This is a genomic window from Tahibacter sp. (assembly GCF_032229445.1).
Classification (GTDB): Bacteria; Pseudomonadota; Gammaproteobacteria; order Xanthomonadales; family Rhodanobacteraceae; genus Tahibacter.
On sequence record NZ_JAVTWC010000056.1, the window covers coordinates 42,447 to 68,516 of the forward strand.

At 66.7% G+C, this 26,070-nt stretch carries 26 protein-coding genes, 2 tRNA genes and 1 other RNA gene; 16 read left to right on the top strand and 13 right to left on the bottom strand.

Annotated features, from left to right (window positions below):
- The first annotated feature begins 129 nt into the window (after positions 1 to 129).
- Positions 130 to 1,446, top strand: a complete 1,317-nt coding sequence (locus tag RUU78_RS11025) for a multiheme c-type cytochrome (protein ID WP_313916518.1) — start codon at positions 130 to 132, stop codon at positions 1,444 to 1,446.
- A 312-nt stretch (positions 1,447 to 1,758) separates the two neighbouring features.
- On the opposite strand, the gene RUU78_RS11030 is transcribed toward RUU78_RS11025, so the two are convergent.
- Positions 1,759 to 2,460: a protein phosphatase 2C domain-containing protein gene (locus RUU78_RS11030; RefSeq protein WP_313916520.1), complete on the bottom strand. Its 702-nt coding sequence runs from the start codon at positions 2,458 to 2,460 to the stop codon at positions 1,759 to 1,761.
- Positions 2,461 to 2,755: 295 nt separating this feature from the next.
- Between RUU78_RS11030 and RUU78_RS11035 the strand changes: the two genes are divergently transcribed.
- Positions 2,756 to 2,845 (top strand) — tRNA-Ser (locus RUU78_RS11035).
- Positions 2,846 to 2,981: 136 nt separating this feature from the next.
- Positions 2,982 to 3,377: a DUF6165 family protein gene (locus RUU78_RS11040; protein WP_313916522.1), complete on the top strand. Its 396-nt coding sequence runs from the start codon at positions 2,982 to 2,984 to the stop codon at positions 3,375 to 3,377.
- A 2-nt stretch (positions 3,378 to 3,379) separates the two neighbouring features.
- Here RUU78_RS11040 and RUU78_RS11045 read toward each other — a convergent pair whose 3' ends face one another.
- Positions 3,380 to 4,462, bottom strand: coding sequence for a glycosyltransferase family 9 protein (locus tag RUU78_RS11045; RefSeq protein WP_313916524.1), 1,083 nt, complete (start codon positions 4,460 to 4,462; stop codon positions 3,380 to 3,382).
- A gap of 64 nt (positions 4,463 to 4,526) precedes the next feature.
- Between RUU78_RS11045 and RUU78_RS11050 the strand changes: the two genes are divergently transcribed.
- The 8 genes from RUU78_RS11050 to ffs all read left to right on the top strand — a co-directional run bounded on the left by RUU78_RS11050 (position 4,527) and on the right by ffs (position 8,610).
- Complete coding sequence (locus tag RUU78_RS11050) at positions 4,527 to 5,282, top strand: 3-deoxy-D-manno-octulosonic acid kinase (protein ID WP_313916526.1); 756 nt, start codon at positions 4,527 to 4,529, stop codon at positions 5,280 to 5,282.
- The gene (locus RUU78_RS11055) at positions 5,279 to 6,052 is read left to right on the top strand and encodes an MBL fold metallo-hydrolase (protein WP_313916529.1); all 774 of its coding nucleotides are present in this window, start codon (positions 5,279 to 5,281) and stop codon (positions 6,050 to 6,052) included. Before RUU78_RS11050 ends, RUU78_RS11055 begins: the two co-directional genes overlap by 4 nt.
- Entirely contained in the window at positions 6,052 to 7,098 is a 1,047-nt protein-coding gene (moaA, locus tag RUU78_RS11060) for a GTP 3',8-cyclase MoaA (protein WP_313916531.1), read from the top strand. The genes RUU78_RS11055 and moaA overlap by 1 nt, the downstream gene beginning before the upstream one ends.
- A gap of 4 nt (positions 7,099 to 7,102) precedes the next feature.
- Positions 7,103 to 7,603 carry a cyclic pyranopterin monophosphate synthase MoaC gene (gene moaC / locus RUU78_RS11065; RefSeq protein WP_313916570.1) on the top strand — a complete coding sequence of 167 codons (501 nt, stop codon included), beginning with the start codon at positions 7,103 to 7,105 and terminating at the stop codon, positions 7,601 to 7,603.
- Entirely contained in the window at positions 7,600 to 7,851 is a 252-nt protein-coding gene (locus RUU78_RS11070; protein WP_313916533.1) for a MoaD/ThiS family protein, read from the top strand. Before moaC ends, RUU78_RS11070 begins: the two co-directional genes overlap by 4 nt.
- Positions 7,848 to 8,282: a molybdenum cofactor biosynthesis protein MoaE gene (locus RUU78_RS11075; RefSeq protein ID WP_313916535.1), complete on the top strand. Its 435-nt coding sequence runs from the start codon at positions 7,848 to 7,850 to the stop codon at positions 8,280 to 8,282. The genes RUU78_RS11070 and RUU78_RS11075 overlap by 4 nt, the downstream gene beginning before the upstream one ends.
- Before the next feature lie 78 nt (positions 8,283 to 8,360).
- Positions 8,361 to 8,453: transfer RNA gene (locus RUU78_RS11080), tRNA-Ser, on the top strand.
- Between the two features lie 60 nt (positions 8,454 to 8,513).
- Positions 8,514 to 8,610: signal recognition particle sRNA small type (ffs, locus tag RUU78_RS11085), an RNA gene on the top strand.
- Positions 8,611 to 9,094: 484 nt separating this feature from the next.
- On the opposite strand, the gene RUU78_RS11090 is transcribed toward ffs, so the two are convergent.
- The 5 genes from RUU78_RS11090 to RUU78_RS11110 all read right to left on the bottom strand — a co-directional run bounded on the left by RUU78_RS11090 (position 9,095) and on the right by RUU78_RS11110 (position 15,203).
- Positions 9,095 to 9,289, bottom strand: a complete 195-nt coding sequence (locus RUU78_RS11090; protein ID WP_313916537.1) for a formate dehydrogenase subunit delta — start codon at positions 9,287 to 9,289, stop codon at positions 9,095 to 9,097.
- Positions 9,290 to 9,309: 20 nt separating this feature from the next.
- On the bottom strand, positions 9,310 to 10,200 hold the full coding sequence (gene fdhD, locus RUU78_RS11095; RefSeq protein WP_313916539.1) for a formate dehydrogenase accessory sulfurtransferase FdhD: 891 nt from the start codon (positions 10,198 to 10,200) through the stop codon (positions 9,310 to 9,312).
- Between the two features lie 6 nt (positions 10,201 to 10,206).
- On the bottom strand, positions 10,207 to 13,056 hold the full coding sequence (gene fdhF / locus RUU78_RS11100) for a formate dehydrogenase subunit alpha (protein WP_313916541.1): 2,850 nt from the start codon (positions 13,054 to 13,056) through the stop codon (positions 10,207 to 10,209).
- A gap of 90 nt (positions 13,057 to 13,146) precedes the next feature.
- A complete protein-coding gene (locus RUU78_RS11105; protein WP_313916543.1) occupies positions 13,147 to 14,685 on the bottom strand; it encodes an NADH-quinone oxidoreductase subunit NuoF in 1,539 nt (512 codons plus the stop codon).
- Positions 14,682 to 15,203 carry a formate dehydrogenase subunit gamma gene (locus RUU78_RS11110; RefSeq protein WP_313916545.1) on the bottom strand — a complete coding sequence of 174 codons (522 nt, stop codon included), beginning with the start codon at positions 15,201 to 15,203 and terminating at the stop codon, positions 14,682 to 14,684. The genes RUU78_RS11105 and RUU78_RS11110 overlap by 4 nt, the downstream gene beginning before the upstream one ends.
- A 198-nt stretch (positions 15,204 to 15,401) precedes the next feature.
- Between RUU78_RS11110 and dnaX the strand changes: the two genes are divergently transcribed.
- The 4 genes from dnaX to RUU78_RS11130 all read left to right on the top strand — a co-directional run bounded on the left by dnaX (position 15,402) and on the right by RUU78_RS11130 (position 18,563).
- On the top strand, positions 15,402 to 17,204 hold the full coding sequence (gene dnaX, locus RUU78_RS11115) for a DNA polymerase III subunit gamma/tau (RefSeq protein WP_313916547.1): 1,803 nt from the start codon (positions 15,402 to 15,404) through the stop codon (positions 17,202 to 17,204).
- A gap of 77 nt (positions 17,205 to 17,281) precedes the next feature.
- Positions 17,282 to 17,605, top strand: coding sequence for a YbaB/EbfC family nucleoid-associated protein (locus RUU78_RS11120; RefSeq protein WP_313916549.1), 324 nt, complete (start codon positions 17,282 to 17,284; stop codon positions 17,603 to 17,605).
- Between the two features lie 3 nt (positions 17,606 to 17,608).
- Positions 17,609 to 18,211, top strand: a complete 603-nt coding sequence (recR, locus tag RUU78_RS11125) for a recombination mediator RecR (protein ID WP_313916551.1) — start codon at positions 17,609 to 17,611, stop codon at positions 18,209 to 18,211.
- A gap of 10 nt (positions 18,212 to 18,221) precedes the next feature.
- Positions 18,222 to 18,563: a histidine triad nucleotide-binding protein gene (locus RUU78_RS11130; protein WP_313916553.1), complete on the top strand. Its 342-nt coding sequence runs from the start codon at positions 18,222 to 18,224 to the stop codon at positions 18,561 to 18,563.
- A gap of 139 nt (positions 18,564 to 18,702) precedes the next feature.
- Here RUU78_RS11130 and RUU78_RS11135 read toward each other — a convergent pair whose 3' ends face one another.
- From RUU78_RS11135 to RUU78_RS11150, 4 genes are all read right to left on the bottom strand, one after another.
- Positions 18,703 to 19,227: a Slp family lipoprotein gene (locus tag RUU78_RS11135; protein WP_313916555.1), complete on the bottom strand. Its 525-nt coding sequence runs from the start codon at positions 19,225 to 19,227 to the stop codon at positions 18,703 to 18,705.
- A gap of 68 nt (positions 19,228 to 19,295) precedes the next feature.
- Entirely contained in the window at positions 19,296 to 21,269 is a 1,974-nt protein-coding gene (locus tag RUU78_RS11140; RefSeq protein ID WP_313916557.1) for a DUF3488 and transglutaminase-like domain-containing protein, read from the bottom strand.
- Positions 21,269 to 22,240 carry a DUF58 domain-containing protein gene (locus RUU78_RS11145; RefSeq protein ID WP_313916559.1) on the bottom strand — a complete coding sequence of 324 codons (972 nt, stop codon included), beginning with the start codon at positions 22,238 to 22,240 and terminating at the stop codon, positions 21,269 to 21,271. Before RUU78_RS11145 ends, RUU78_RS11140 begins: the two co-directional genes overlap by 1 nt.
- On the bottom strand, positions 22,237 to 23,196 hold the full coding sequence (locus tag RUU78_RS11150; RefSeq protein WP_313916561.1) for an AAA family ATPase: 960 nt from the start codon (positions 23,194 to 23,196) through the stop codon (positions 22,237 to 22,239). Before RUU78_RS11150 ends, RUU78_RS11145 begins: the two co-directional genes overlap by 4 nt.
- 63 nt (positions 23,197 to 23,259) lie before the next feature.
- On the opposite strand from RUU78_RS11150, the gene RUU78_RS11155 reads away from it, so the two are divergent.
- Complete coding sequence (locus RUU78_RS11155; protein WP_313916563.1) at positions 23,260 to 24,807, top strand: glycosyltransferase family 39 protein; 1,548 nt, start codon at positions 23,260 to 23,262, stop codon at positions 24,805 to 24,807.
- A gap of 19 nt (positions 24,808 to 24,826) precedes the next feature.
- Here the strand turns inward: RUU78_RS11155 and RUU78_RS11160 are convergent, their stop codons facing one another.
- Positions 24,827 to 25,453: a Maf family nucleotide pyrophosphatase gene (locus tag RUU78_RS11160; protein ID WP_313916565.1), complete on the bottom strand. Its 627-nt coding sequence runs from the start codon at positions 25,451 to 25,453 to the stop codon at positions 24,827 to 24,829.
- Positions 25,450 to 25,875: a hypothetical protein gene (locus tag RUU78_RS11165; RefSeq protein ID WP_313916566.1), complete on the bottom strand. Its 426-nt coding sequence runs from the start codon at positions 25,873 to 25,875 to the stop codon at positions 25,450 to 25,452. Before RUU78_RS11165 ends, RUU78_RS11160 begins: the two co-directional genes overlap by 4 nt.
- Between the last annotated feature and the right edge of the window lie 195 nt (positions 25,876 to 26,070).

Consider the following 26,070-nt stretch of genomic DNA (forward strand, 5'->3'; position numbering starts at 1 on the left):
TGCCCGAGAGCTGGAATTCGCAACCGCCGCGCCTGTGGCGGAGCGCGTCCCGCTCGCCAGTGCACATGGCATAATCGGCCAGCGCGCCCAGCAGCCGCCAGGGTGCTCGCCTGAATGGGGAGTTCGGGGATGAGACTGCGTACGTGGTTCGTTGCAGTGTGCGTATTCCTGTTGCCTGGCCTGGTGTCCGCAAGCGCGGTCGAGGCCATCGCCGCGCACAAGCACCTGGGTGTGGCCAGTTGTTCCAACAGCGTCTGCCATGGTGCTTCGCAGGTATTTCGCGAATCCCACGTCATGCAGAACGAATTCGCCGTGTGGCAGGAAACCGACCCGCACGCGAAGGCCTATACCATTCTCGAACAGCCTGCTTCGCGCGAAATCGCGCGCAAGCTCGGCATCGGCAACGCGACCGAGGCAAAGATCTGCCTCGACTGCCACGCCGACAACGTACCCGCGGCGCAGCGCGGCGAACGGTTCCAGATCAGCGACGGCGTCGGCTGCGAGGGCTGCCATGGCGGCGCCGAGCAATGGCTGAACGCCCACGCGGACAAGAGCGTCGCCCACGCCGACAACCTCGCCAAGGGCATGTACGCGACGGACGATCCGGTCAAGCGGGCCGAGTTGTGCCTGTCCTGCCACATGGGTACGAAGGACCGCATGATTACCCACCGCATCATGGGAGCCGGGCATCCGCGCCTGACCTTCGAGCTCGACACCTTTACCTGGCTGGGCCGGCCGCACTACGCGATCGACGAGGACTGGATCCAGCGCAAGGGCGAATTCAGCGGCGTGCGCGACTGGGCCGTGGGCCAGGGTGTCGCTGCGGCCAATCTGCTCGACCAGCTGACCGATCCGAAAGCCGGCATGCAAGGCATCTTTCCCGAGCTGGTGCTGTTTAACTGCTTCGCCTGCCACAAACGCATGTCGGACAAGAGCTGGGGGCCGCGTCAGGGCACCGGTCTGGGGCCGGGCGTGGTACGGCTGTACGACGCCAATCTCGTGATGTTCCGCCACGTGCTGGCCGCGGTCGACAAGTCGGCCGAGGCGCGCGTGCTGGAGCAGACCCGCGCACTGCATCGGGCCACGACGGAAAGTCGCGAGGCGACCCTGGCAGCGGCCCGGCGCCTGCGCGCGAGCCTGGCCGAGTTGCTACCGCGCGTTGCGCAGCACAAGTTCGACGGCGGCAGTCTCACCGCCATCCTGGCCGACATCGAAGCCGACGCGGCACGCGGCGAATACCGCGACTACGACGCGGCCGAGCAGGCGGCCATGGCGGCGCAGTCGGTCATCGTCGCCTTCGAGAATACTGGCGCGATCGACAAGGCGCGCGCGGATGCGCTGAAGGCCAGGCTCGACGGCGTCTACGCCGTGCTCAAGAACGAGAACGGGTATTCCATGGGCAGCTTCCAGGCGGCGCTGAAATCGCTCAAGGGCGGCGCGCCGTAGCCGGGGCGCTGTACGGTATGCGCGGCTTTGAGCCGCGCATACGGTAGGAAACGTGGCGTATTGCATTCGCAGATCGGCCAATCACCTGGCCACGCGAATGTGGAGTGACGTGTCGCTACGGTTCCCCCGTCGTACGCCCAGCAGCGCTGACACCCGCCGACGCGCCGTACAGGCATACCACCGACAGCCAGACTTTCACGCAACGTCGGCCGCTGAACCGCGCCAGCGCTCGGACTATCTTCGCCCCGGACGGCGACGCCGGGCCACACCGCTGTGGAGGCTGATTTCCCCGACGCGAGAATTCGCGCCTTGTCAGCGTCGGCGGATCAATACCACGGTGACGTTGTCTGAACCGCCGCCGTCGAGCGCGGCAAGAATCAGGTGGTCGACGCATTCCTGTGCCGACAGATCGGCACGGGCAAGGATGGTGTCAATTTGCGCATCTTCCACTTCTTCGGTCAGGCCGTCACTGCAGAGCAGAATCTGCATGCCCGCCTGCAGCGTACCGGTGATGGTCTCCACGCGCAGGCTTTGCGGGTCGGTCACGCCCAGCGCCTGGGTGACCACGTTGCGATGCGGGTGCGTGCGCGCCTGTTCGGCCGTGATAGCGCCCTGCTCGATGAGTTCCTGGACATAGGAGTGATCCTGCGAGAGCTGCTTGAGCGCGCCATTCCAGACGTAGACCCGGCTGTCGCCGACCCAGGCCATTTCGAAATGGTCGCCGCTGACGCTGACTGCGGCGACGGTCGTACCCATCGGCAGCGCTTCGGCGCGGCGGTTGGAGTGACGGATGATTTCCTCGTCGGCGAGCTGGATCGCACGACCGATGGCGGTGCCCTTGCGCACTTCCTCGATCAGTGTATCGCGGGCGATTGCGCTGGCGACTTCGCCGTGCTCATGCCCACCCATCCCGTCCGCAACGAGCCACAGACCCAGGTCCGGGTCGGCGTAATACGTGTCTTCGTTGTGCTCGCGGCGCAGGCCTACGTGGGAGCTATGTCCGAATTCGATCATGCGCGAAGCCTGGTTCGGGTTCAGTGGCCATCGCCAGACGCAAGGTGCCGGCATTCATAAAACGGCGGCAGGTGCGAAAAACGAACTGGGTCATAGCATGCCGCCGTGCGCCATCCCTAGGCAAGCGCGCGTCGCGGAAGTGAGTCTCCACGATGAAGTAATACGCAATCCCGGAGAAACTTGCGTCAGCCGGACGGTTGTCGCGCGCGCCGGCTTGAATCCGTTGCGCGTAGCTCGTACTATTCGCGCCCCTCGCCGCGCCACCGGCAGGGACGGTCGCAAGGCCGACAGTTCCGGAGAGGTGGCAGAGTGGTCGAATGTACCTGACTCGAAATCAGGCGTACGTGTAAGCGTACCGTGGGTTCGAATCCCACCCTCTCCGCCAGCATCAGCAAAGCGCCCCCTCGCGGGGCGTTTTTGTTTTCGCCAAGGGTGCACGCCCCCTGGCGGCGCGTTTTCGTTTTCCGCGCGGGCTGCCGGCGTTTTCGGCTACGCTCGTGCTTTGCCCGGATCCTGCCCGCATGTCGCTGATCACCACTCCGATTTCCCACGGCGAACTGATCGACAAGATCACCATTCTCGAGATCAAGTCCGAGCAGATCGTCGATCCGTCCAAGCAGGCCAACGTGCGCAAGGAGCTGGATCTGCTGGCCGAGGTGTGGCGCAACGATCCCGCGGCGGCGATCGACATCGACGCCGAGCGCGCGCGGCTCAAGCAGGTGAATCAGGCGCTGTGGGATATCGAGGACCGCATCCGCCTCAAGGAAAAGGCACAGGCCTTCGACGCGGAGTTCATTGAACTTGCGCGCGCGGTGTATTTCCAGAACGATGACCGCGCCGCGATCAAGCGCGAGATCAATCTCAAGCTCGGCTCGCAGCTGATCGAAGAAAAGTCGTACCAGGACTACAAGAGCTAGAGCTACAAGAGCTGGAGACTCTGGCCAATCGGCCGGTGTTCCCGCGCGAACGCCTCGAAACGCTCGATCACGGCGTCGGTTTCAATCAGGTCCATGACGCCTTCGTGCTCGATCTTCGTACCCCAGCGCAGTCGGTCTGCGGACTTGCCGCGGAAGCGCCGCGCCGCGGCATCGTAGCGATCGACACACCAGCGCCGCTCCGAATACGGGCCGGAACGATGCGGGTTGCTCGCCGCGTGCAGTCCCAGCACGGCGGTTCCCATCGCGTTGGCCAGATGCATCGGGCCTGAGTCCGGCGTCAGCACCAGGTCGGCCCGGCGCAGCAGCGCGAGCAGTTGCTTGAGCGTGTCCTTGCCGATCAGGTCGACGGGTTCGCAGTGCGCGAGCCGTCGCGTGATCACGTCACCGAATTCGCGCTCATAGGCGCTGGGGCCGCCGCAGAGGACCACGCGCCAGCCGCGCTGTGCGGCGTGGTCCATGACGGCGGCGTAACGTTCTGGGCGCCAGTTGCGTAGCCGATGACTGGAGCACGGGCTGACGAGCAGCGTCGGCTCCGCAGCCGGCAGATGCTGCTCGGCGAACACCTCGGCGGCCTGCGGCACCGGCAGATCCCAGCGTATTTCCGTCTGTTTCAGTCCCAGCGGTTCGAGAAAGCTGCCGATCGCATCGAGCACATGTTCGCCGCTGCGCGCGGGAATGCGTTGATTGACGAACAGTCCATGCAGGTCGCGCGCGCGTGCGGCGTCGTAGCCGACGCGCCGGCGCGCCGATACCAGCGCGCTGAGCAGATTCGAACGCAGTGCGACCTGCATGTGCAGCAGGGCGTCGAAGCGGCGTCCGCCGAGTGCGCGGCGAACGGCGGTATAGCCTCCCCGGCCTTTGGCCTTGTCGAACACGATGAATTCGACGCCGGGCAGATCGCCGACCAGCTTGTGCTCGAGCTTGCCGACGATCCAGGTCAGTGCGGTCGACGGCCAGTGCGCCTGTACCGTGCGCACGAGCGGCACGACGTGGCTGACGTCGCCCAGTGCGGACGTGCGGAGCAGGCACAGGGTTTCGGGTGGCGTTGCTGCCGGGACGGACATGCGGTTGCTAGAATGCCGAAGAGATGATGATGAGACGAACGCAGCAGCGGCTGCGGCGCACGCGATGAACGAAGCGACCCTGAAGACTACCGACGCGGGCGCGATTCTGTGCGACGCGTCGATCGCCGCACAAGTCGACGACGATTGGTTCGACCCGACGCACTGGCAGTCCGGCGCCGTCGCCGGCGGCCGGGGTGCCGCGTGGCAGGTGCAGACGCCGGCCGGTGCGGCGGTTCTGCGCCACTACCGCCGCGGCGGCGCCGTAGCGCGGTTACTCGGGGACCGCTATTTCTGGAACGGCGCGGAGCGCTCGCGACCTTTCGCCGAATTCCGCCTGTTGCGGCATCTGCAAGCCTTGCGCCTGCCTGCGCCGCGGCCGCTCGCGGCACGCTACCGCCGCAGCGGCCCGTTCTACCGTGCAGACCTGCTCACACGTCTGATTCCCGAGGCACGGACCTTGGCCGAGCTCGTGCGTGATCAGCGGCTCGACGCCGCGCGGATGCGCCAGGTTGGCACTACCGTGGCGGCGTTTCACGCCGCGGGGGTATGGCATGCCGACCTCAACGCGCATAACGTGCTCGAAGCTGCCGGTACCGTGCACCTTATCGATTTCGATCGCGGCGAGCTGCGCCCTTCGAGACAGGACTGGCCGCAGCAGAACCTTGAGCGCCTGCGCCGGTCGCTGCTCAAGGTCGGCGCGGCGGGTGAGGGCGAAGCGCACTTCGACCGCACGCTGTGGCAGCCCTTGCAGGACGCCTATACGGCCGCACGTAGCCTGCTGGACAATGGCGTGGCCATCGCGACGGAACGACAACCATGACCCTCGCACTGCAGTTTCTCGGCGTCGGTTCGTCCCAGGCGGTCGAGCTGGGATCGTCCGGTGCGGTGCTCGAGCGCGACGGCGAACCGGTGCTGCTGATCGACTGCGGACCGGAAACGCTGACGCGTTATCTCGAACGTTATGCGCGCGTGCCGCAGGCGATCTATGTCACCCATACGCACCTTGATCACGTCGGCGGATTCGAGCGCCTGTTCACGAAGATCTATTTCGATGCGAATCTGCGCGGTCGCGTGCGCGTATTCGCCCACGCGGCGCTGATACCGCTGCTGCAGGCGCGCATCGCCGACTACCCCAACGTGCTGGCTGAGGGCGGCGCGAATTTCTGGGACGCGTTCCAGCTCGTGCCGTTGTCGCGTGGATTCTGGCTGCAGGACCTGTGGTTCGATGCGTTTCCGGTGCGCCACCACGCGCCCGACACGGCGTTCGCGTTGGCGCTGCGCGGCAGCTTCGTCTGGACCGGCGATACACGTCCGATTCCGGAAATGCTGAGCCGCTACGCCGCGGCAGGTGAATGGGTCGCGCACGATTGCGGCCTGATCGGCAACCCGTCGCACACGGGCATCGACGACATCGAACGCGAATATCCGGCCGAGCTGCGCACGCGCCTTGTGCTGTACCACTACGGCAGCGTTGCCGACGGCGCGGCGCTGGCCGCGCGCGGCTATCACATCGCCCGAGCCGGGGAGCGTCTTGCGCTGAGCGCGGCGCAGCCGCCTCGCGCGGCCGAACCGAATCTGCGGGCGGTATAGTGGACTCGCGCATCCCGCTTGCCCTGATCGAAGCGCCACCGGTGGACCGCTGGCAGCGCGCGCTGACGGACTTGCGCATCTCGGTCGTCGATCGTTGCAACTTCCGCTGCCCGTACTGCCTGCCCGAAGACCAGTATCCCGACCACCATCAGTTTCTCGACAGGAACGCACGGCTGTCTTTCGAGGAAATCGAACGGTTGGCCTGCGTGTTCGCCGGCCTTGGTGTGCGCAAGATCCGCCTCACCGGTGGCGAACCCCTGCTGCGCCGCGAGCTGCCGCTGCTGGTGCGCTGGCTCAAGCGCATTCCCGGCATTGCCGACATCGCACTGACCACGAACGGCATGCTGCTGCCGCGTCAGGCGCGCGAGCTGCGCGAAGCCGGGCTCGATCGCATCACCCTGAGCCTGGACAGTCTCGATCCTGTCGTCTACCGCCAGCTTTCCGGCAACCGCGGCGAGATCGGCGAAGCATTCGCGGCAATCGCGGCAGCCGAGGCCGAGGGCTTCGGCGCACTCAAGCTCAACACCGTCGTGATGCGCGACATCAACGAGGCGGGTGTACTCGATCTGGTGGCGCATTTTCGCGGTACGCCGCACGTGTTGCGTTTCATCGAATACATGGACGTCGGGACGCTCAACGGCTGGCAGCGCGGTCGCGTCGTGCCGAGTGCGGAACTGCGTGCGCGCATCGGTGCGCGCTGGCCGCTGCAGGCGCTCGGACGAGCGAACAGCCACGATGTCGCGGAGCGCTGGAGCTTTGTCGACGGCGGCGGCGAAATCGGCTTCATCAGCTCGGTCAGCACGCCGTTCTGCGGCGACTGCACGCGGGCGCGGCTGTCCGCCGACGGCAAGCTGTATACCTGCCTGTTCGCCAGCGAAGGCTTCGATCTGCGCGCCTTGCTGCGCGGCGGTGCTGACGATGCGACGATCGCCGCGACGATTGCGGCGCACTGGCAGCAGCGTGACGACCGCTACAGTGAACGCCGGGCCGAGCTTCGCGCGCGCGGCAACGAGTCGCGTGTCGAAATGTTTGCGATTGGAGGATAGCGTCCTGGCCATTGAATCAACCCGGTTGAGCCACGTCGATGCGAGCGGTCATCCGCGCATGGTCGACGTTGCGGAGAAGGCAGCGACATTCCGCCGCGCGGTCGCGCAGGCGTGCGTGCGCTTTCCGCCCGATGTCGCCGCCGAGCTGCAGCGCACGGGCTTGCGTGGCAAGAAAGGCGCGATTGTCGATACCGCCATCGTTGCGGGCACGCTAGCGGCAAAGCGCACGCACGAGCTGATTCCGTTCTGTCATCCGCTCGCGATCGAACGCTGCGACTTCGACATCGCGTTCGTCTCGCCGACCGAACTGCGGATCCGCTGCGAAGTCGGCATCACGCACAAGACGGGCGTCGAGATGGAAGCGCTGACCGGCGCGAGTGTCGCGGCGCTGACGATCTACGACATGTGCAAGGCACTGAGCCACGAGATCGTCATCGGCGATATCGCGCTGCTGGAAAAGTCCGGTGGCAAGCGCGACGTCGTTGCTGGACGTGCGCCGGAATGAGTGAGCCGCTCACGTATCGCCTGCTGTATTTCGCGTCGCTGCGCGACCGCACCGGCCGTGACAGCGAAGTCGTCGCATCCATCGCGCGGGATCCGCGCGCGCTGTATGCCGAGATATCCCTGCAACACGGACTGACGCTGGCAGCCGAACGGCTGCGCGTTGCGGTGAACGGCGAATTCGCCGATTGGGACAGCGCGCTGCGCGACGGCGACGAGGTCGTGTTCCTGCCGCCGGTGTCGGGCGGATGAACGCATTTCGTCTCGCCGACAGCGCATTCGACAGCGCCGTGCTCGCGCGCGGACTCGCCAGCGCGAGCGCCGGCGCCTGCGTCACGTTCGAAGGCTGGGTCAGGGACCACAACGAGGGCAAGCCGGTGCAGCGCCTGGCCTACCAGGCCTACGCGCCGCTGGCGCTGGCCGAGGGCGAGCGCATCCTTGCCGAAGCCGCCGCGCGCTTCGCGATCGACCGCGCGATCTGCGTGCACCGCACCGGCGACCTGGCGATCGGCGATCTCGCGGTGTGGGTCGGGGTCAGTGCCGCGCATCGCGACGCTGCTTTCGCCGCATGCCGCTTCGTCATCGACGAGATCAAGCAGCGGGTGCCGATCTGGAAGAACGAGTTCTACCGCGACGGCGCGTCCGGTTGGCTGCACCCGGATGGAAGCCCGGTCCAGCCCTGACCTTGTCTGTGATCCACCTTCCGGGTATCCTCCGCGCCCCGCTTGCGGGCTCCAGGGATGGGGTTGCGGAAGCGGGTTGGAGAGGTGTCCGAGTGGTTGAAGGAGCACGCCTGGAAAGTGTGTATACGGCTTATCCCCGTATCGAGGGTTCGAATCCCTCTCTCTCCGCCAGTTTTCCCGCAACAGCCTGAACGGTACGCCGCCGTTTCAGTGCACGCTTTATGGCGACTCCGTCGGTCCTCTCGCGACGATAGCTTGCAAACTCCGCCAGGCCCGGAAGGGAGCAACGGTAGTGAGTGATTCGGGTGCCGGGATGTGGCTGGCGGAGTTGCCGCTCTGCTTCGTCAGCGTGGCGAACTTCGCGCCGCCGGTTTTTGATCAACACCAGATCTCCACAACCCTGGCCAACGCTACGCGTTGGCCGATCCGGCCCGTTGGGCGTTCAGAGTGATCAGAACCTGCGGTTCTGAGCGATCACTCTTCACCCCCTTAACTTAAGGGGGCTCCAGAAGCGATGTCGGAGCGCCTTTGAGACCCCTTCAAGGGGGTGAAGGACGATGGCTTGGAACCGGAGGTTCTCATCGTCCCGAACGCCCAACGGGCCGAAGGGTTCGGTCGGGATGGTGTGTTGGCAACGCGCCTCGCGTGCCAGACAAGCTTTGATGGTCCGCGCCCGATACGCCGATCATTGTCAGACACAGCATCTACGGCCACTGCCCCGATACGACGGGGTTCAGCCGAAAGAATCGCCTTTCCGCAGTTGTTGTGCCACGCGGCCTGTTGCTGGTGGCTTTCTCGATCGGTCTTGTAACTCAGCCGTTGGCCAGCCGCGCCACCGCATCGCGGGCGAGTTCGTGCAGGCCCGCACCTTCTGCATCGCGGCAGTGGGCGATGATGGCTTCGCGCATGCGGGGTTCCCAGAAGCGCTTGAGGTGTGTGGCGATGCCGGTGACGGCTTCTTCGCGGTCGGGTTCGGAGGCGAAGTAGCGGGCGATGTCATTGGCCATGCTGACCAGGCGGTCGATGTTCAGGCGTCGTCTCCGGGTTGTCTGGCAGGCGGTGCGGGATACGGTGCCTCGCGCAGTTCGGCGGGCTGCCCGGCGTAACGGTCGGCGTGGGTGTAGACCGCGCAGCCGCCGGGGCGCGCGAAGCCGATCAGGGTCAGTCCGGCGCTGTCGGCCAGCGAGATCGCGAGCGCGGTCGGTGCCGAGATCGCGGCGAGCACGGCGATCCCGGCGCTGGCCGCCTTCATCGCGATTTCATAGCTCGCGCGGCTGGTCACGATCGCGAAGCCCGCATCGAGGCTGCGGTCGTCGCGATGCAGCGCGCCGATCAGCTTGTCCAAGGCATTGTGCCGGCCGACGTCCTCGCGCAGCAGATGTATCCGGCCGCGGTCGTCGGCCCAGGCCGCGGCGTGGGTCGCGCCAGTCGCGGCGGCGAGGGACTGGTGATCGGCGAGCTGGGCCAGCGCCGCGTCCAGCGCCGCGCCCGTGATGCGCGGGCTGGCCGTCACGCGCGGCGGTACGCGCAGGAGGTCCTCGAGATGCCGGCTGCCGCAGATGCCACAGCCGCTGCGCCCTTCGAGGCTGCGCTCGCGCCGGACCAGTGCGGCGGCGCGTTCGGGCGGTAGGGTCAGGTGCAGTTCCACGCCTTCGATCTGCGTCTGCGCGTGAAGTGCCAGCAGTTCCGCCGGTACGGCGATGAGTCCTTCGCTCAGGGCGAAGCCGAGCGCGAAATCGTCGAGATCGGTCGGCGTCGCCATCATCACGGCGAAATGCCGCGAATTGCACACGACGGCAACCGGTACTTCTTCCGCCACGCAGTCGATGTGTTCGTCGACACGCCCGTTGCGCCAGCGCGCGACCGGGCGCTGTACGGCGCCGGCCGGCGGATGCGTCACGCTGCGATCGACGTCCATGTCGTCTCAGGTCGCTGCCGGACGTGCCGGGCCAAGCAGATCCAGCTGCTTCTCGGTGAAGGCCTGATGGCGGCGCTGCCAGTCCGATGGCTGCGACACGCGCGTGGCTTGCACCGCCGTGACCTTGTATTCGGGGCAGTTGGTCGCCCAGTCGGAGTTTTCCGTCGTCACGACATTCGCGCCGGACTCGGGAAAGTGGAACGTGGTGTAGACCACCCCGGGCTGCATGCGATCGGAGATCCGCGCGCGCAACACAGTATCGCCGGCACGGCTTTCCACGCCGACCCAGTCGCCGTCGGCGATGCCGCGTTCGTCCGCATCGAAGGGATGCAGTTCCAGCACATCCTCGTTGTGCCACAGCACGTTCGGCGTGCGGCGCGTCTGCGCGCCGACGTTGTACTGCGACAGGATACGTCCGGTGGTCAGCAACAGCGGGAAGCGCGCGTTGACCTTTTCCTCGGTAGGCACGTATTCGGTCAGCATGAACTTGCCTTTGCCGCGGACGAACTCGTCGATGTGCATCGTCGGCGTACCCAGTGGATGCGCATCGTTGCAGGGCCACTGGATCGAGCCGAGTTCGTCGATGCGCGCAAAGCTCACCCCGGCGAAGGTTGGTGTCAGCGCGGCGATCTCGTCCATGATCTGCGAGGGATGCGTGTAATGCATCGGATAGCCCATGGCCTGGGCGATGAGCTGGGTGATCTCCCAGTCGGCATAGCCGGCCTTGGGCGCCATCACCTTGCGTACGCGCGAGATGCGCCGCTCCGCATTGGTGAAGGTGCCGTCCTTCTCGAGGAACGAGGACCCCGGCAGAAACACATGGGCAAGCTTGGCCGATTCGGTCAGGAACAGGTCCTGCACGACGACGCACTCCATCGCGCTGAGCGCCGCGGTCACATGCTGCGTGTTCGGATCGCTCTGCGCGATGTCTTCGCCTTCGATATAGAGGCCCTTGAAGCTGCCGTCGAGCGCGGCCTCGAACATGTTCGGGATGCGCAGGCCGGGCTCGTCGTGCAGTGGCACGCCCCAGGCGGCCTCGAAGCTCTCGCGCACGGCCACGTCGGATACATGTCGGTAGCCGGGGAATTCGTGCGGGAACGAGCCCATGTCGCAGGATCCCTGCACGTTGTTCTGCCCGCGCAGCGGATTCACACCGACGCCGACGCGGCCGATGTTGCCCGTGGCCATGGCGAGATTGGCAATGGCCATGACTGCGGTCGAGCCCTGCGAATGCTCGGTCACGCCCAGTCCGTAGTAGATCGCGCCGTTGCCGCCGGTCGCGTACAGCCGCGCCGCCGCACGCATGTCGGCGGCCGCCACACCGGTTTCGGTTTCCAGCGCTTCGGGCGAGTTGTTTTCCCGCGAGACGAATGCACGCCACTTGGCGAAGGCCGGGCCTTCGCAGCGCTGCGCGACGAAGGCCTCGTCGACGAGGCCCTCAGTCACGATCACATGCGCCAGTGCGTTGAGCACGGCCACGTTCGTGCCGGGACGCAGCTTCAGGTGATGCTGCGCCTCGATGTGCGGCGTGCGGACGAGATCGATGCGGCGCGGATCGACCACGATGAGCTTCGCGCCTTCGCGCAGGCGTTGCTTGAGTCGTGACGCGAACACAGGATGGCCGTCGGTCGGATTCGCGCCGATCACGAGCACCACATCGGCCAGTGCGACCGAGTCGAAGTTCTGCGTGCCGGCGGATTCGCCGAGCGTCTGCTTGAGGCCGTAGCCGGTCGGCGAGTGGCAGACGCGCGCGCAGGTGTCGACATTGTTGGTGCCGAACCCGGCGCGCACGAGCTTCTGCACGAGATAGGTTTCCTCGTTCGTGCAGCGCGATGAGGTGATGCCACCGATCGAGTGCTTGCCGTACCGGGCCTGCAGGCGTTTGAACTCGGTGGCGACATGATTGATCGCGACCTCCCAGCTGACCGCCTGCCACGGATCGCCGATGCGCTTGCGCAGCATCGGTGTGGTGATGCGGTCGCGGTGTGTGGCATAGCCGAGCGCGAAGCGGCCTTTGACGCAGGAGTGGCCGTGGTTCGCCTGGCCGTTCTGGTCCGGGACCATGCGCACGAGTTCCTCGCCCTTCATCTCGGCGCGGAAGGAACAGCCCACGCCGCAATAGGCGCAGGTCGTGACGACGCTGTGCTCGGCCTGGCCGAGTGCGATCAGCGATTTCTCGGTCAGCGTGGCGGTCGGGCAAGCCTGTACGCAGGCGCCGCAACTGACGCATTCGGAACCGAGGAACGATTCGTTCTGGCTGGCCGAGACGGTCGAATCGAAGCCGCGGCCCTGGATGGTCAGCGCGAACGTGCCCTGCACTTCGTCGCAGGCGCGCACGCAGCGCGAACAGACGATGCACTTGGACGGATCGAAGGTGAAATAGGGATTGCTCTCGTCCTTCGTCGCGGCCAGGTGATTCGCGCCGTCGTAGCCGTAGCGCACTTCGCGCAGGCCGACCGCGCCGGCCATGTCCTGCAGCTCGCAGTGACCGTTGGTGGGGCAGGTGAGGCAGTCGAGCGGATGGTCGGAAATATACAATTCCATGATGCCGCGGCGCAGCTGGCCGAGTTTGCCGCTCTGCGTCTTCACCTTCATGCCGGCAGCGACCGGCGTCGTGCACGAGGCCGGATACCCCTTACGTCCCTCGATCTCGACGAGGCACAGGCGGCAGGAGCCGAAGGCTTCGAGCGACTCGGTCGCGCAGAGCTTGGGTATCGCGGTCCCGATCAGGGCGGCGGCGCGCAGCACCGAGGTGCCCTCGGGTACACGGACCGACTGACCGTCGATCTCCAGGGTAACGGTCGCGGTCGATGCCGCGGCCGGCGTACCGAGATCGTTTTCGACGATGGACAGCATGCGATTCCTCCTGCGCGCGAGCGCCGGTTTCTGCTCAGTCTGCCGCTGCGCGATGTGCGCGCGGCGATCGACAGGGGTTCAATCCGGCGTTCACCGGGCCAGGCCGAAATCTTCCGGATAGTGGTCCAGCGCGCTCAGCACCGGGAACGGCGCCATGCCGCCCAGCGCGCAGAGTGATCCATTCACCATCGTGTCGCACAGGTCGCGCAGCAGCACTTCGTTGCGCTCGCGCTCGATCCCGGCGGTGATGCGGTCTATCACTTCCACGCCACGGGTCGAGCCGATGCGGCAGGGTGTGCATTTGCCGCAGGATTCGACGGCACAGAATTCCATCGCGAAGCGCGCCTGCGCAGCCATGTCGACGGAATCGTCGAATACGACCACGCCGCCGTGTCCGAGCATGGCGCCGGCGGCGGCGAAGGCTTCGTAGTCGATTGCGGTGTCGAAGTCCGCTTCGGGCAGATAGGCACCGAGCGGTCCGCCGACCTGCACCGCGCGGATCGGCCGGCCCGTGGCAGTGCCGCCGCCGAAGTCCTGCAGCAGTTCGCGCAGGCTGAGTCCGAACGCCTTTTCGACGAGGCCGCCGCGGCGCACGTTCCCGGCCAGCTGCAGCGGGATCGTGCCGCGCGAGCGGCCCATGCCGAAGTCCCGATAGAACGCCGCACCGCGCGCCAGGATCACTGGCACGCTCGCCAGCGTGACGACGTTGTTGATCACGGTGGGCTGGCCGAACAGGCCTTCGATCGCGGGCAACGGCGGCTTGACACGCACCTGGCCGCGCTTGCCTTCGAGCGATTCGAGCAGCGACGTCTCCTCGCCGCAGATGTACGCACCGGCACCCAGGCGCGCATGCAGTCGGAACGGCTTGCCGCTGCCGGCGACATCGGCACCGAGATAGCCGGCAGCGTGCGCCTGCGCTATCGCCTGAGAAAATACCTGGAAGGCGCGCGGGTATTCGCTGCGGATGTAGACGTAGCCTTCGCTGGCGCCGACGGCGAGGCCGGCGATGAGCATGCCTTCGATCAGCGAGAACGGATCGCCTTCCAGGGTCAGGCGGTCCGCATAGGTGCCCGAATCGCCCTCGTCGGCATTGCAGACGATGTACTTCTGCGTGGCGACCACATCGGCGCAGGTCTTCCATTTGATGCCGGCCGGGAACGCAGCGCCGCCGCGGCCGCGCAGACCGGAATCCAGCACTTCCTGCACGATCGCGGCGGGCGGCAGCGCCAGCGCGTGCCGGAGTCCTTGCCAGCCGTCATGAGCGGCGTAGTCGGAAAGATCGAGCGGATCGATCAGGCCGATGCGGCGATAGGTGAGGCGTTCCTGGCGCTTGAGGAAAGGAATCTCCTCCGTCAGGCCGAGCGACAGCGCGTGCGCACCGCCCAGCAGGAAGTCCGCGTCGAACAGGCTCTCGACATCGGCGGCGTCGACCGGTCCGTAGGCGAGGCGGCCCGCCGGTGTCGCGACTTCGACCAGCGGCTCCAGCCAGAACAGTCCGCGCGAACCATTACGCACCAGGCGCAACTCCAGGCCGCGGCGCGCGGCCTCCTCGACGATGCGCGTCGCGACGGCCCCGGCGCCAACCGACAACGCGGCCGAATCGATCGGCACGAACACGGTCACGCTCATGCCTGTGCCTCCAGCGCGTCCAGCAGTTGCGTCAGCCGGACGGGCGTGACCCGGCCGAGGAGTTCGCCGTCGAGCAGAATGGCCGGTGACAGCGCGCAGTTGCCGAGGCAGTACGCGGGTTCCAGGGTGACCGCACCGCTCGCGCTGGTCTGGCCGTAGTCGATGCGCAGATGGTGTTTCGCGCTAGCTTCCAGCGCGGCCGAACCCATTGCCTGGCAGCTTTCGGCGCGACACAGTTGCACGACATGGCGGCCCGGCGGCGCGGCGCGGAAATGGTGATAGAAACTGATTACGCCGTGCACGTCGGCGCGAGAGAGGTTGAGGCCGTGCGCGATCATCGGCACTGCCTGCGGTGGCACGTAGCCGAGCCTGTCCTGCACCGCGTGCAGCAGCGGCAGCAATGCGCCCGGAAGTTCGCGGCATGCCGCGATCGCGTCCTCCACTGCGACACGTTCAACGGGTGTCGGACCCGGATCCTTGAGCGGAATCGCAGCGGGCTTGCGGCTGGCTGACGACATGAGGCTGGTTTTCTCCTGGCGGGCGTGCGGCCGGACCGGCGCGCGCGTCAAGCCTAGAACAACCTGCGCAAGCCGCCTACCCGGTGCGAAGCCCATAACGGGCCAGTGCACCTTGGTCGGCCGGCATGTCGATGGCCCAGCGCGCGCCCCGAGCCTACCCGGCGTGGCACAATCGGCGCTTGGCCCGAAGGAAACGGCATGTCGTATCAAGTCCTTGCGCGCAAGTGGCGACCCAAGCGGTTCAGCGAGCTGGTCGGCCAGGAACATGTGGTACGCGCCTTGTCCAATGCGCTGGACGGCGGGCGCCTGCATCATGCCTTTCTGTTCACCGGCACCCGCGGCGTGGGCAAGACCACGATCGCGCGCATCTTCGCCAAGTCGCTGAACTGCGAACGGGGCCAGTCTTCGCAACCCTGCGGAGAATGCCGTGCCTGCCTCGATATCGACGCAGGCAGGTTCGTCGATCTGCTCGAGATCGACGCCGCCAGCCATACCGGTGTCGACGATGTCCGCGAGATGATCGAAAGCGCGCAGTACACGCCGGCGCGCGGGCGGCAGAAGGTCTTCCTCATCGACGAAGTCCACATGTTGTCGAAGAACGCCTTCAACGCCTTGCTCAAGACGCTGGAAGAACCGCCCGCCCACGTCAAGTTCCTGCTCGCGACCACCGACCCGCAGAAGCTGCCGGTGACCGTGCTGTCGCGCTGCCTCAAGTTCAATCTCAAGCGCCTGCTGCCCGAGCAGATCGCGGGGCAGATGCGGCATATCCTCGCTGCAGAGCAGATCGGCTTCGACGCCGACGCGATCGGTCTGCTTGCCAAAGGCGCCGATGGTTCGTTGCGTGACGGACTGTCGCTGCTGGACCAGGCTATCGCCTATGGCGGCGGCAGCGTGCAGGTCGCCGACGTGCGCACCATGCTGGGCACGATCGAACGCGCCCAGGTCACGCGCCTGCTCGACGCGATCTGCGCCAACGATGGCAATGCGCTGTTCGGCGAGGTCACCAAGCTGGCCGAGTTCGGGCCGGATTTCGGCCTCGTTCTCGACGATCTGGCCGGGTTGCTGCATCGAATACAGCTGCGTCAGCTCGTGCCCGACCACGTCGGCGAAAACGTCGCGGACACGCAGGATGTCGCCCGCTTCGCGCAGTCACTGGCAGCCGACGAAGTGCAGCTGTATTACCAATTGTGCATCAGTGGACGACGCGACCTTGCGCTCGCGCCGACGCCGCGCGCCGGCTTCGAGATGGCGCTGCTGCGCCTGCTCGCCTTCGCGCCGGCCGGTGACGCGGCCGGCGGCGCCGTGCCGCCACCGCAGCAACGCGCCACTGCGGCGGGCAGCGTCGGTGCGCCGGCCGGCTCGCGCATGCAGTCGGTGCGCGACGATGTGGCGACACCCAATGCCGCCGAAACATCCGCGCCCGCTGCCGATACGTTGGCGCCCGTGCGCGCGCCGGTGCTTGCAGCGTCGTCCGCGGGGGATCCGGTGTCGGCAACGGCGTCCGCGCCGTTGCAGGAAGTGCCAGCTTCCGCCGTTGCACCGGCCGTGAAGTCGGGCCCGCCGGTCGTGCCGGAGGTTTCCGTCGCAGTGCCCGTAGCGCTCGAACCACGCGATTGGCCGCAGCTCATCGAACGCGCCGGCCTGCGCGGCCCGCTCGGCCAGCTTGCGCAGCACGCGGCGCTGCTCGCGGTCGACGGTGACGTACTGCGTCTCGCGCTCAAGCCTGAACACGAAAACCTGCACTCGCCGGCGATGGCCAGCCAGCTGCAGGAGAAACTGGCCGCCGCGACCGGCCGTCCGTTGCGCCTGAATTTCGAACGCGCACGCGCCGGCGTGGAGACGCCGGCCGAGCAGATCGCGCGCACGCGCACCGCCCGCCAGCAGCAGGCCGAGCAGGACATGGAGCAGGATCCGTTCGTGCAGGCCGCGATGCGCGAATTCGGTGCGCGCATCGTGCCTCAGTCGGTCCGCGTCAACGACACCACCACGCCCGGCGCCTGAATTACGGAGCCTGGCCTTGGCGGGGCCGCGTGCCGGCACCATTTCCGCAAGACCCGAACATTCCTCTGGAGCCAACCATGCGTGGACCCCTCGGCAACCTCATGCAGCAAGCGCAGCGCATGCAGGAGAATCTGAAGAAGGCACAGGAAGAAATCGCCCAGCTCGAAGTCACCGGCAGCGCCGGTGGCGGGCTGGTCAGCGTACTCATGAACGGTCGCCACGAAGTGCGCCGCGTCAACATCGACCGCAAGCTGTTGCTGGATGACCCGGAGATGGCCGAGGATCTGGTCGCCGCGGCATTCAACGACGCGGCGAACAAGCTCGCCAGCGAGACCCAGTCGCGCATGGCCGGTGTCGCCGGCGGCATGGAACTGCCGCCGGGCTTTTCGATGCCATTCTGAACCATGAGCGCCGGTTCGACCCTGCTGGCCGAGCTCATCGACGCCTTGCGCTGCCTGCCTGGCGTCGGCGCCAAGAGCGCGCAGCGCATGGCATTCCATATTCTCGAGCGCGATCGTGCCGGCGCGAGCCGCCTGGCCGAGCGACTGACCGCCGCGGTTGAACGCATCGGCAATTGCCGGCGCTGTCGCGGTTTCAGCGAAACCGAAATTTGTACTGTTTGCGCCAATGTATCCCGGGACCGCAGCGTGCTCTGCGTCGTGGAAGGCCCGATCGACCAGGCTGCCGTCGAAGCGGCGACCGGGTTTCGCGGGTTGTATTTCGTGCTGCTCGGCCGCTTGAGCCCGCTCGACGGCCTCGGGCCGCGCGAACTGGGTCTTGATTTGCTGACTGAGAGGCTACGCAGCGGCGAAATCAATGAACTCATCGTCGCGACCAACCCGACCGTGGAAGGCGAGGCGACGGCGCATCTGCTTTCGCAGATCGCGCGCGAGGCAGGCGTGCATGCGACCCGCCTGGCCCATGGCGTGCCGCTCGGCGGCGAACTGGAATTCATCGATCGCGGCACGCTGGCTCACGCCTTCGGCGGCCGCCAGACCCTGACCTGAAGGAGCTGTCATGAGCGATACCATCTTCGGCAAGATCATGCGCCGCGAAATCCCTGCCGACATCGTCTACGAGGACGACGATCTCATTGCCTTCAAGGACATCAGCCCGCAGGCGCCGGTGCACGTACTGTTCGTGCCGAAGGCAACGATCGCGACCTTGAACGAACTCACACCGGATCACGCGGAACTGGTCGGCAAGCTGTTCCTGGCCGCGGCGAAATACGCCAAGGGCCAGGGTTTCGCCGACGACGGCTATCGCTGCGTGATCAACTGCAACCGCCACGGCGGTCAGACCGTGTTCCAGTTGCATCTGCATCTGCTCGGCGGCGCGCCGCTGCGCGGCTTCGGCTGAAACCTCACGAACGCGGAGATTGAGCTTTATTTTGGAGCCCCCTTGAGTCAAGGGGGCGGCCAATGCGAAGCATTGGCCAGGGTTGTGGAGATCTGGTGCCGATCCCAAAGGCAGCAGTCCCCCGACGCCCGCGAACTTCCTAACGATGCGAGCGCACCATGATCACCGGCGGCCCGAACGGGCGATACCAGAACGGATCCCAGCCGTAGACCCAGGGATCGCGCGCGTAGGACTGCTCGCTCCACAGATAGATCACGTCAGCGGCAACGCGCGGGTAGCGATACTCGTAGTCGCCGACCTTGCGCAGCTCGCTGCCATCGACCGTGCCCGCTACGGTGATATTGCGGCCGGCCTCGAACACGGCCGGATCGTAGAAGCCGGCGCGACAGGCCAGGAAACGGCCTTCGCTGGAATCACGCTGCAGCGGTCGCGCGCGACTGTCGAGCGGTCGCGCGAGCACTTCGAAACACGAACGCTGCGCGTCGTTGTCGACGCGGATGATCTGGCCGCCCCAGCGCACTTTCTGTGCCGCGGCAGGCGGGTTTTCCGGTTGTGAGGCGGCGTAGTCGCCTTGCAGCGGGGCGGGTATCGTGGCACAGCCGCTCAGGACGAGCAGCAGTCCCGTAAGGCACAGGCCGAGGACAGGCAGGCGGGAGACGGACATGAGAATCTCCTGACAGGGGGTGATCCGAGCATGACGATACATCGGTCACTGTCGTTGCGCGGTCGCATTCAGACTGTGCGCAATCTGGCCGCATTGATACGCCGTGCCGAACGGACGAATTTGCGCGCGGCGTCGGCGTCGATCGCGGCCTGCCCGTAACGTAGTTGCACATAGCGCACAAACAAGGGCTCCAGTTCATCGCGTGCTTGTGGCCACTGCGTGAGCAGGCGGCGCAGGTAGTCAGCGGGTCCTTCGGTATCGAGCCGGGCGAGGCCGCGCCGCCCGAGGCGCGTGCAAAGGCGCGCATACGCACGATCGACCGCATCGCCCTCGCCGCGTTCACGTCGCGTCGCCCACCACAGGCCGAGTGCGGCCAGCAGGCCCATGCTCAGCGCGAACGTGATCCCGAGCTGTCGCCAATCGGCGTTCTCGATGCCGACGCCGCGCAGCAGGCCGCGCTGGGTCAGTTCATCGAATCCCACGACGGCCTGGGTCCACAACCGATTGGCGATGTCCCAGCGGTTGCGCAGGCCGAGCAGCCATTCGCGGCCGTACCACGACGCGTACGCGGAGTTCGCCGCGCCGCTGCCGAGCTCGACGCGTTCCGGTCGCACCGCCGCGGTCGGGTCCACGCGCACCCAGCCGCGTCCTTCGAGCCAGACCTCGTTCCAGGCATGGGCGTCGGACTGGCGCACGACCATGTAGTCCCCGGTGGTGTTCCAGTAACCGCCCTGGTAGCCGAGCACGACACGCGTCGGCACACCGGCCGCGCGCATCAGCACGGCGAAAGCAGAGGCGAAATATTCGCAATAACCCGCGCGCGTCTCGAACAGGAAGTCGTCCATCGCCTGGCGGCCCAGGGGCGGCGGCGAGAGCGTATAGCTGAACTCCTGCCGGATCAGGTCCAGCGCCGCCTGCACGATGCGCTGCGGGTCGTTGTACTGCTGCGCCCATTGCCGGCCGAGCGCAACCGTGCGCGGATTGAAATTTGCCGGCAGATGCAGGGCGCGCTGACGCTGTTGCGAATCGAGTCCATCGAGGCGGTATACCGGCGCAGAACGCAGCCGATACTGCGTGAGCTTGCTCAATGGATGCGCCGCCGAGAGCGTGTAGTCCTCGTCCCGCGTCTCGCTGCCGGGATCGGTGGTCGGCAGATCCAGCGCGTACATCCAGCGCTGCTCGCTGGGTTCCAGTGTGATTTCGTAGGCGATCTCCGGTGTCAGCGCCTGCAGTGGCTGCTTGTCTGGTCGCAGGACCATCCCACCGGCGCGCGACCAGGTGCGGCCGTCATAGCGCCACAGCACGACGCCGCGCCAATAGCGCTGCGCCGGTGGAGGAGCGACGCCGTCATCGAAGCTGACACGGAAGGCGGCGCTGTCATCGAGAAACAGCTCGCCCATGCGCCCCGGCGACATGGAGTCGCTGAGGCCGGTCTTGCCCTTCGGCGCGGTCTGGGTTGCCCACAGCGGAGCGGCGAGTCGTGGCAGGAACAGGAACACGAGGACAGCCAGCGGCACGGCGGCGAGGAGGTTGAACAGCACGAACCGGCTTTGCTTGCCGAGACTGCGCAGTGCCAGCGGCTGCGGCGCGTCGCTGCCGTCGGCTTCGAGCGCGTGCAGGTTCAGCAACAGCGGAACCACACCGATGCCGACGCACACGGTGGTCAGCAGGTCCTGTTCGAAAAGCAGTGCGGCCATCAGCACGAAACTCGCGAAAGTCACGACCGCGCGTGCGTCGCGCGGCGATTCGCTCTCGGTCAGCTTGAGCACCAGCATGCCGACGGAAAACACGCTGCCGGGCTCAAGACCGAAAATGTTGCCGTATTGCAGGTACACCACGACCGGCAGGGCGAGGGTCAGCGGTAGCCGCAGCAGCGCTGGCGGCTTGCCCCAGCCGGGGCGCAGGCGCCGCTGCAGCCAGCGCGCACCGATCAGCCCGGTCAACGCCAGCGTGAGCCACAAGGGAAAATGCGGCGCATGCAACAACGTCGCACACAGCACGGTCAGCGCGGTCAGGTCGAACTGGCGTCGGGTCAGCAGCATCAGAGCAGGGCCAGTTCGCGCAGGCAGCGGTGCGCATGCGCGCTGCCGAGGTCGGGGCCGATGCGCTGTCCCGGCAGCAGCAGGGTATAGCGCGTGCGGCGTTCCTCGGCCATGAGTACCCAGCGGGTCAGCCGCGCGATGCGCGCTTCGAGGTCCAGGGAGGGCAGGGCATTGAAGTCGAGCACGGATTCCTGGCCGGTCATCTGCTCGGGCTCGCGCACGAGCAGGCGATCGTGGCGGGCGCTGGCCTTCCAGGCGATCAGCCGGCGCGGGTCGCTGGCACGGTATTCGCGCAGTGCGCCGAATTCCTCGCCCTGCGGCTGCACGATGCTGCGATGCGCCTCGCGGCTGCCGAGCGGCAGCGGCACCGCGGTGGCTTCCGGACGCGGATAAACCAGCACCTCGATGCCGGGATTGAGCCAGCTCCACGCGCGGAAGAGGCCGTAGGGCCAGCGTGTCCAGACGCGGATGCGCGGCAGGATCATGAGGCCGCGTCGCTCGGTCGGCAGTGCCAGGACAGCTCGCGCCGGTTCGTTTGTTGGCGTCGCGAGAATGCGGCCCGCCGTGCCGATATCGATCCGCAGGCCCGCGCGCGCGCGCGGACCGGGCGCGAACCCCAGCTCCAATGCGAGCACATCGCCCGCATGGCAGGGCGAGGACTGCACGCTGGTCAGGCAGAGCCCGTCCAGTGTGCGGAAGGCGATCAGCATGCTGAGCACGCTGACGGATCCGAGCAGCGCCGTCAGCAGCAAGGCCGGGTTGTTGAAATAGTTCAGCGCGCCGACACTCATGATCATCAGCATGGTGGTGAAGACCAGGCCGAACACGGTGGGCAGCACATAGATGCGGCGCCGGTCGAGCCGGATCGGCAGCGCTTCGCGTGCGCGCAGCCGCGTCAACGCAGGCAGCCGCTTCTCCGCGCGTGCGAGCAGGCGTAGCCAGAGATCGCCGGGAGCGCGGGGCGGTTTCAACGCACGGCCACGCCGGCCAGGAGCTCGCGCGTGACCGCGACGCGGTCCCGGTTGCCGCCGCTGCCCAGGGTCAGCCGATGCGCCGTCACCGGCACGAATACTGCCTGCAGGTCTTCCGGCAGCACAAAGGCGCGGCCATTGAGAAGTGCCTGCGCGCGCGCGGCGGCGAGCAGGGCGAGTCCGGCGCGCGGCGACAGGCCGACGTGGATATCTGCGTGGTTGCGCGTGGCGCCGATCAGCGCCTGCAGGTAGTCGATCAGAGCCGGACTCGCGATGATTCCGCCCACCCGCTGGCGCAACGCGTGGATATCGGCCGTGCCCATGCACGGGCTCAGTGTGGCGATCAGTTCCTGCCGGTTGGCCGAGGTCAGCAGCTCGCGTTCGGCCTCGCGGCTTGGGTAATCGAGGCTGATGCGCAGCATGAAGCGGTCGAGTTGCGAGTCGGGCAGGGGGTAGGTGCCGGCCAGGTCGAGCGGGTTTTGCGTGGCGACGACGTAGAACGGCGTTGGCAACGGATGGCTGCGACCGTCGACGGTGACCTGCTGCTCGGCCATGGCTTCGAGCAACGCGCTCTGCGTCTTGGGCGTCGCGCGATTTATTTCGTCGGCCAGCACGAGCTGCGCGAACAGCGGTCCGGCATGAAATTCGAAGCGATTGCTGTCGCGCTCGAATATGCTCACACCGATGATGTCTGACGGCAGCAGGTCGCTGGTGAACTGCACTCGCTGGAAGCTCAGGTCCAGGGTTGCGGCAAGTGCGTGGGCCAGTGTGGTCTTGCCGACGCCGGGCAGGTCTTCGATGAGCAGATGACCGCCGGCGAGCAGGCTGACGAAGGCAAGGTTCACCTGCGTGGACTTGCCCAGCAGCACACTGTTGACCTGTGCGACCGCGCGATCGAGCCGCGTGCGCAGTTCGGCCGGCAGAACGATCGGAGTATCGGGGGTGATGGCAGTCATGAGTTGGCCGGCAAAGGATGCGCAGTGCATCGTGAAGTGAGTGTAGCCAGCGGGACGGCATCAATGCGACGAGCCGTGACCGTGTTCGTCGTGATGTGGTTCGCGCTGCAGATCATCAAGGTCTACATCGCCGCGACGCTCGCGCCATTCGGCGACGAGGCGTTCTACTGGCAGGAGAGCCGCGCGCTGGCCTGGTCGTATACCGACGTGCCCGCGGCGACGGCGCTGCTGATACGGTTCGGCGAAACCCTCTTCGGTCATTCGCCGTTGGGCATGCGCAGCCTGTTCCTGCTGCTTGGGGCGGCGATACCGCTGCTGCTGTGGTCCTGCGCGCGGCGGGAATTCGGTGTACGCGTGGCGTGCTGGGTCGCGACAGGCTGGCTGTTACTGCCGCTGGGCGGAACTCTCGGCGTGATGGCGCTGCCCGACGTGCCGCTGACATTCGCCGCGCTGCTCATGTTGTGCGGATTGCTGCGTGTCGTGCAGGACGACGCACGCGGCTGGGCGCTGCTGGGTGCAGGTCTCGCCCTGGCCTGGTTGGCGCACTATCGCGCGGCCTTGCTGATGCCGGGTGGACTGGCCTTGTTACTGTTCAGTCCCTACGGCCGGCGCCTGTGGAGCCGGCCCGGACTGTGGTTCGCGCTGGGCGTCGGCACGCTCGGATTGTTACCGCTGCTGCTGTTCAACCACGCGCATAACTGGACGGGGCTGAGCTTCCAGGTGATCGACCGCCATCCGTGGCAGTTCCATGCCGATGGTTTGGGCCAGCCGCTGGAACAGGCGCTCGTCGTGACGCCGCTGCTGTACGGGTTGCTGCTCTGGGCGCTGTGGCGCAGCTGGCGCGCGCGGTCCTCGTCGGCCGTGGCGGCGGTGCTGGCCTGGGCCGGGCTCAGCGTCGTGCTTGGCTATTTCCTGTTCGGGCTGTTCGGCGATGATCTGCGCTTCCGCGTGCACTGGCCCTTGCCGGCCTACCTCGCCGCGCTGCTCGCGCTGGGTGGATTGGTCGCGGCGGGGCGCGGTTCGCGCGCCGGGCTACTGGGCGCCTATGCGCTGGCCGGGCTCGGCACGTTGTGCGCATTGCTCTATTTGCTGGCCGCAGCGCATCCGGCAGGGGCGCAGCGACTCGCCGGCTACAAGATGTTTCCGTACAACTTCGTCGGCTGGAACGAAGTCGCGGCGCAGACACGCGTGATCTTGCAGTCGCACGGTACCGACCCACCGCTACTGGTGGCGGACAATTTTCTGCTGGGCGCCGAGCTCGATTTCCAGTTCGACGGCCAATTGCCGCCGTATTCGCTGGATCACCCGCGCAACGTCAAGCACGGTCGTGCGCCACAGCTCGCGTTGTGGCGACGCGACGAGCGCGGCCTGCGCGAACGCGAGGCGGGCCGCCGCATGTTGCTCGTGGTAGAGCGGACGACCGGCAGCGAACGCGAACGTCTGGCTTGGCAGCAATCACTGTGCCGACGTGTCGCGGCGTTGCGACAGGTGCACGAAGCGCGTCTTTTCGACGGGCGCAAGGTCTTCGCCTGGTACGAGGGGCGCGTGCCGCGCATCGACGAGCCACCCGACTGTGACGGCGAAGCCGGTGCGCCGAGCCACGGGCCGTGAACGGGCACCTGTTCCCTTGTCAGCTCGCCTCGTCCAGCGCCAGCACATCGATGCCCGCACGTCGCAGCAGCCGGCACAGCGCGATCATCGGCAGGCCGATCAGCGCGCTGGGATCATTGCTCGCGATGCGTTCGAACAAGGCAATGCCCAGACCTTCGGACTTGAAGCTGCCGGCGCAGTCCAGCGGCTGCTCGCGCTTCACGTAGCGCGCGATATCGGCTGCGCCGAGTTCGCGGAACTGCACTTCGGTAAGATCGATTTCGGTATGCACCCGCGTGGGTTCGATCCTCGCGTCGAGTACGCACAGCGCGGTATGAAACCGTACGTGTCGTCCGCTGCACGCGGCCAGCTGGGCACGAGCGCGTTCGGCACTGCCCGGTTTGCCAAGTATCTCGTCGTCGAGCGAGGCGACCTGGTCCGATCCGATCACGATCGCGCCCGGGTAGCGTTCCGCGACTGCTTCGGCCTTTGCGCGGGCGAGGCGGGCGGCCAAAACGGACGGCGCTTCGCCGGGTTGGCGGCTCTCGTCGACGTCCGGCGCGGCCTGGCGGAAATGCGGCGTGAGGCGACGCAGGAGTTCGGCCCGGTAGCGCGAGGTCGAGCCGAGTACGAGGTCGATGCGACTCGTGATGTCCGCCGTGCTCACCGTGCGCGCGCCTCACGCAGCGCCTGCGTGATTTCGTCCAGCCGCTGCAGCTGCCCGTCCACGGAACGGCGCGACTGGCGCAGCGCGCCGACCGCCGTATCCAGCGCGGGCTGATCGGCACCTTCCGCGTGCTGCTTGATCCATAGCCGATGCTGCAGCAGGTCGCGGAGTGCGGCTTGCACCTTGTGGTCGGCGGCAAGCGCCTCGTCAGCGTCGACGGTCATTTCCTCGGGGAAGTCGACCAGCATGCTGCGCAGGGCCTGCATGCGTTCGCGGCTGGTGATCAGGCCAGCCTCCAGGGCATCGGCCTCGTCCAACAGGGCCCGGATGGCCTGCTCGCGCCGGCGCCAGCGCCGCTCGCGCAGCAATAGAAGTATCAGCCCCGCCAGCAGCAGGGCCACGATTGCGATCAGATAGCTCATCGGCGCCGAGTCTGCCCCAACCCCGCGCGGGCGTAAATCAAACCGGACGCGTCCAAGGAACCTTTGAATACGTCGATTTTTGCTTTTGATTCCGGAGCCCCCTTGAGTCAAGGGGGGTGAAGAGTGATCGCTCAGAGCCACTGGCTCTGATCACTCTGAACGCCCAACGGGCCGGGTGAAGAGTGATCGCTCAGA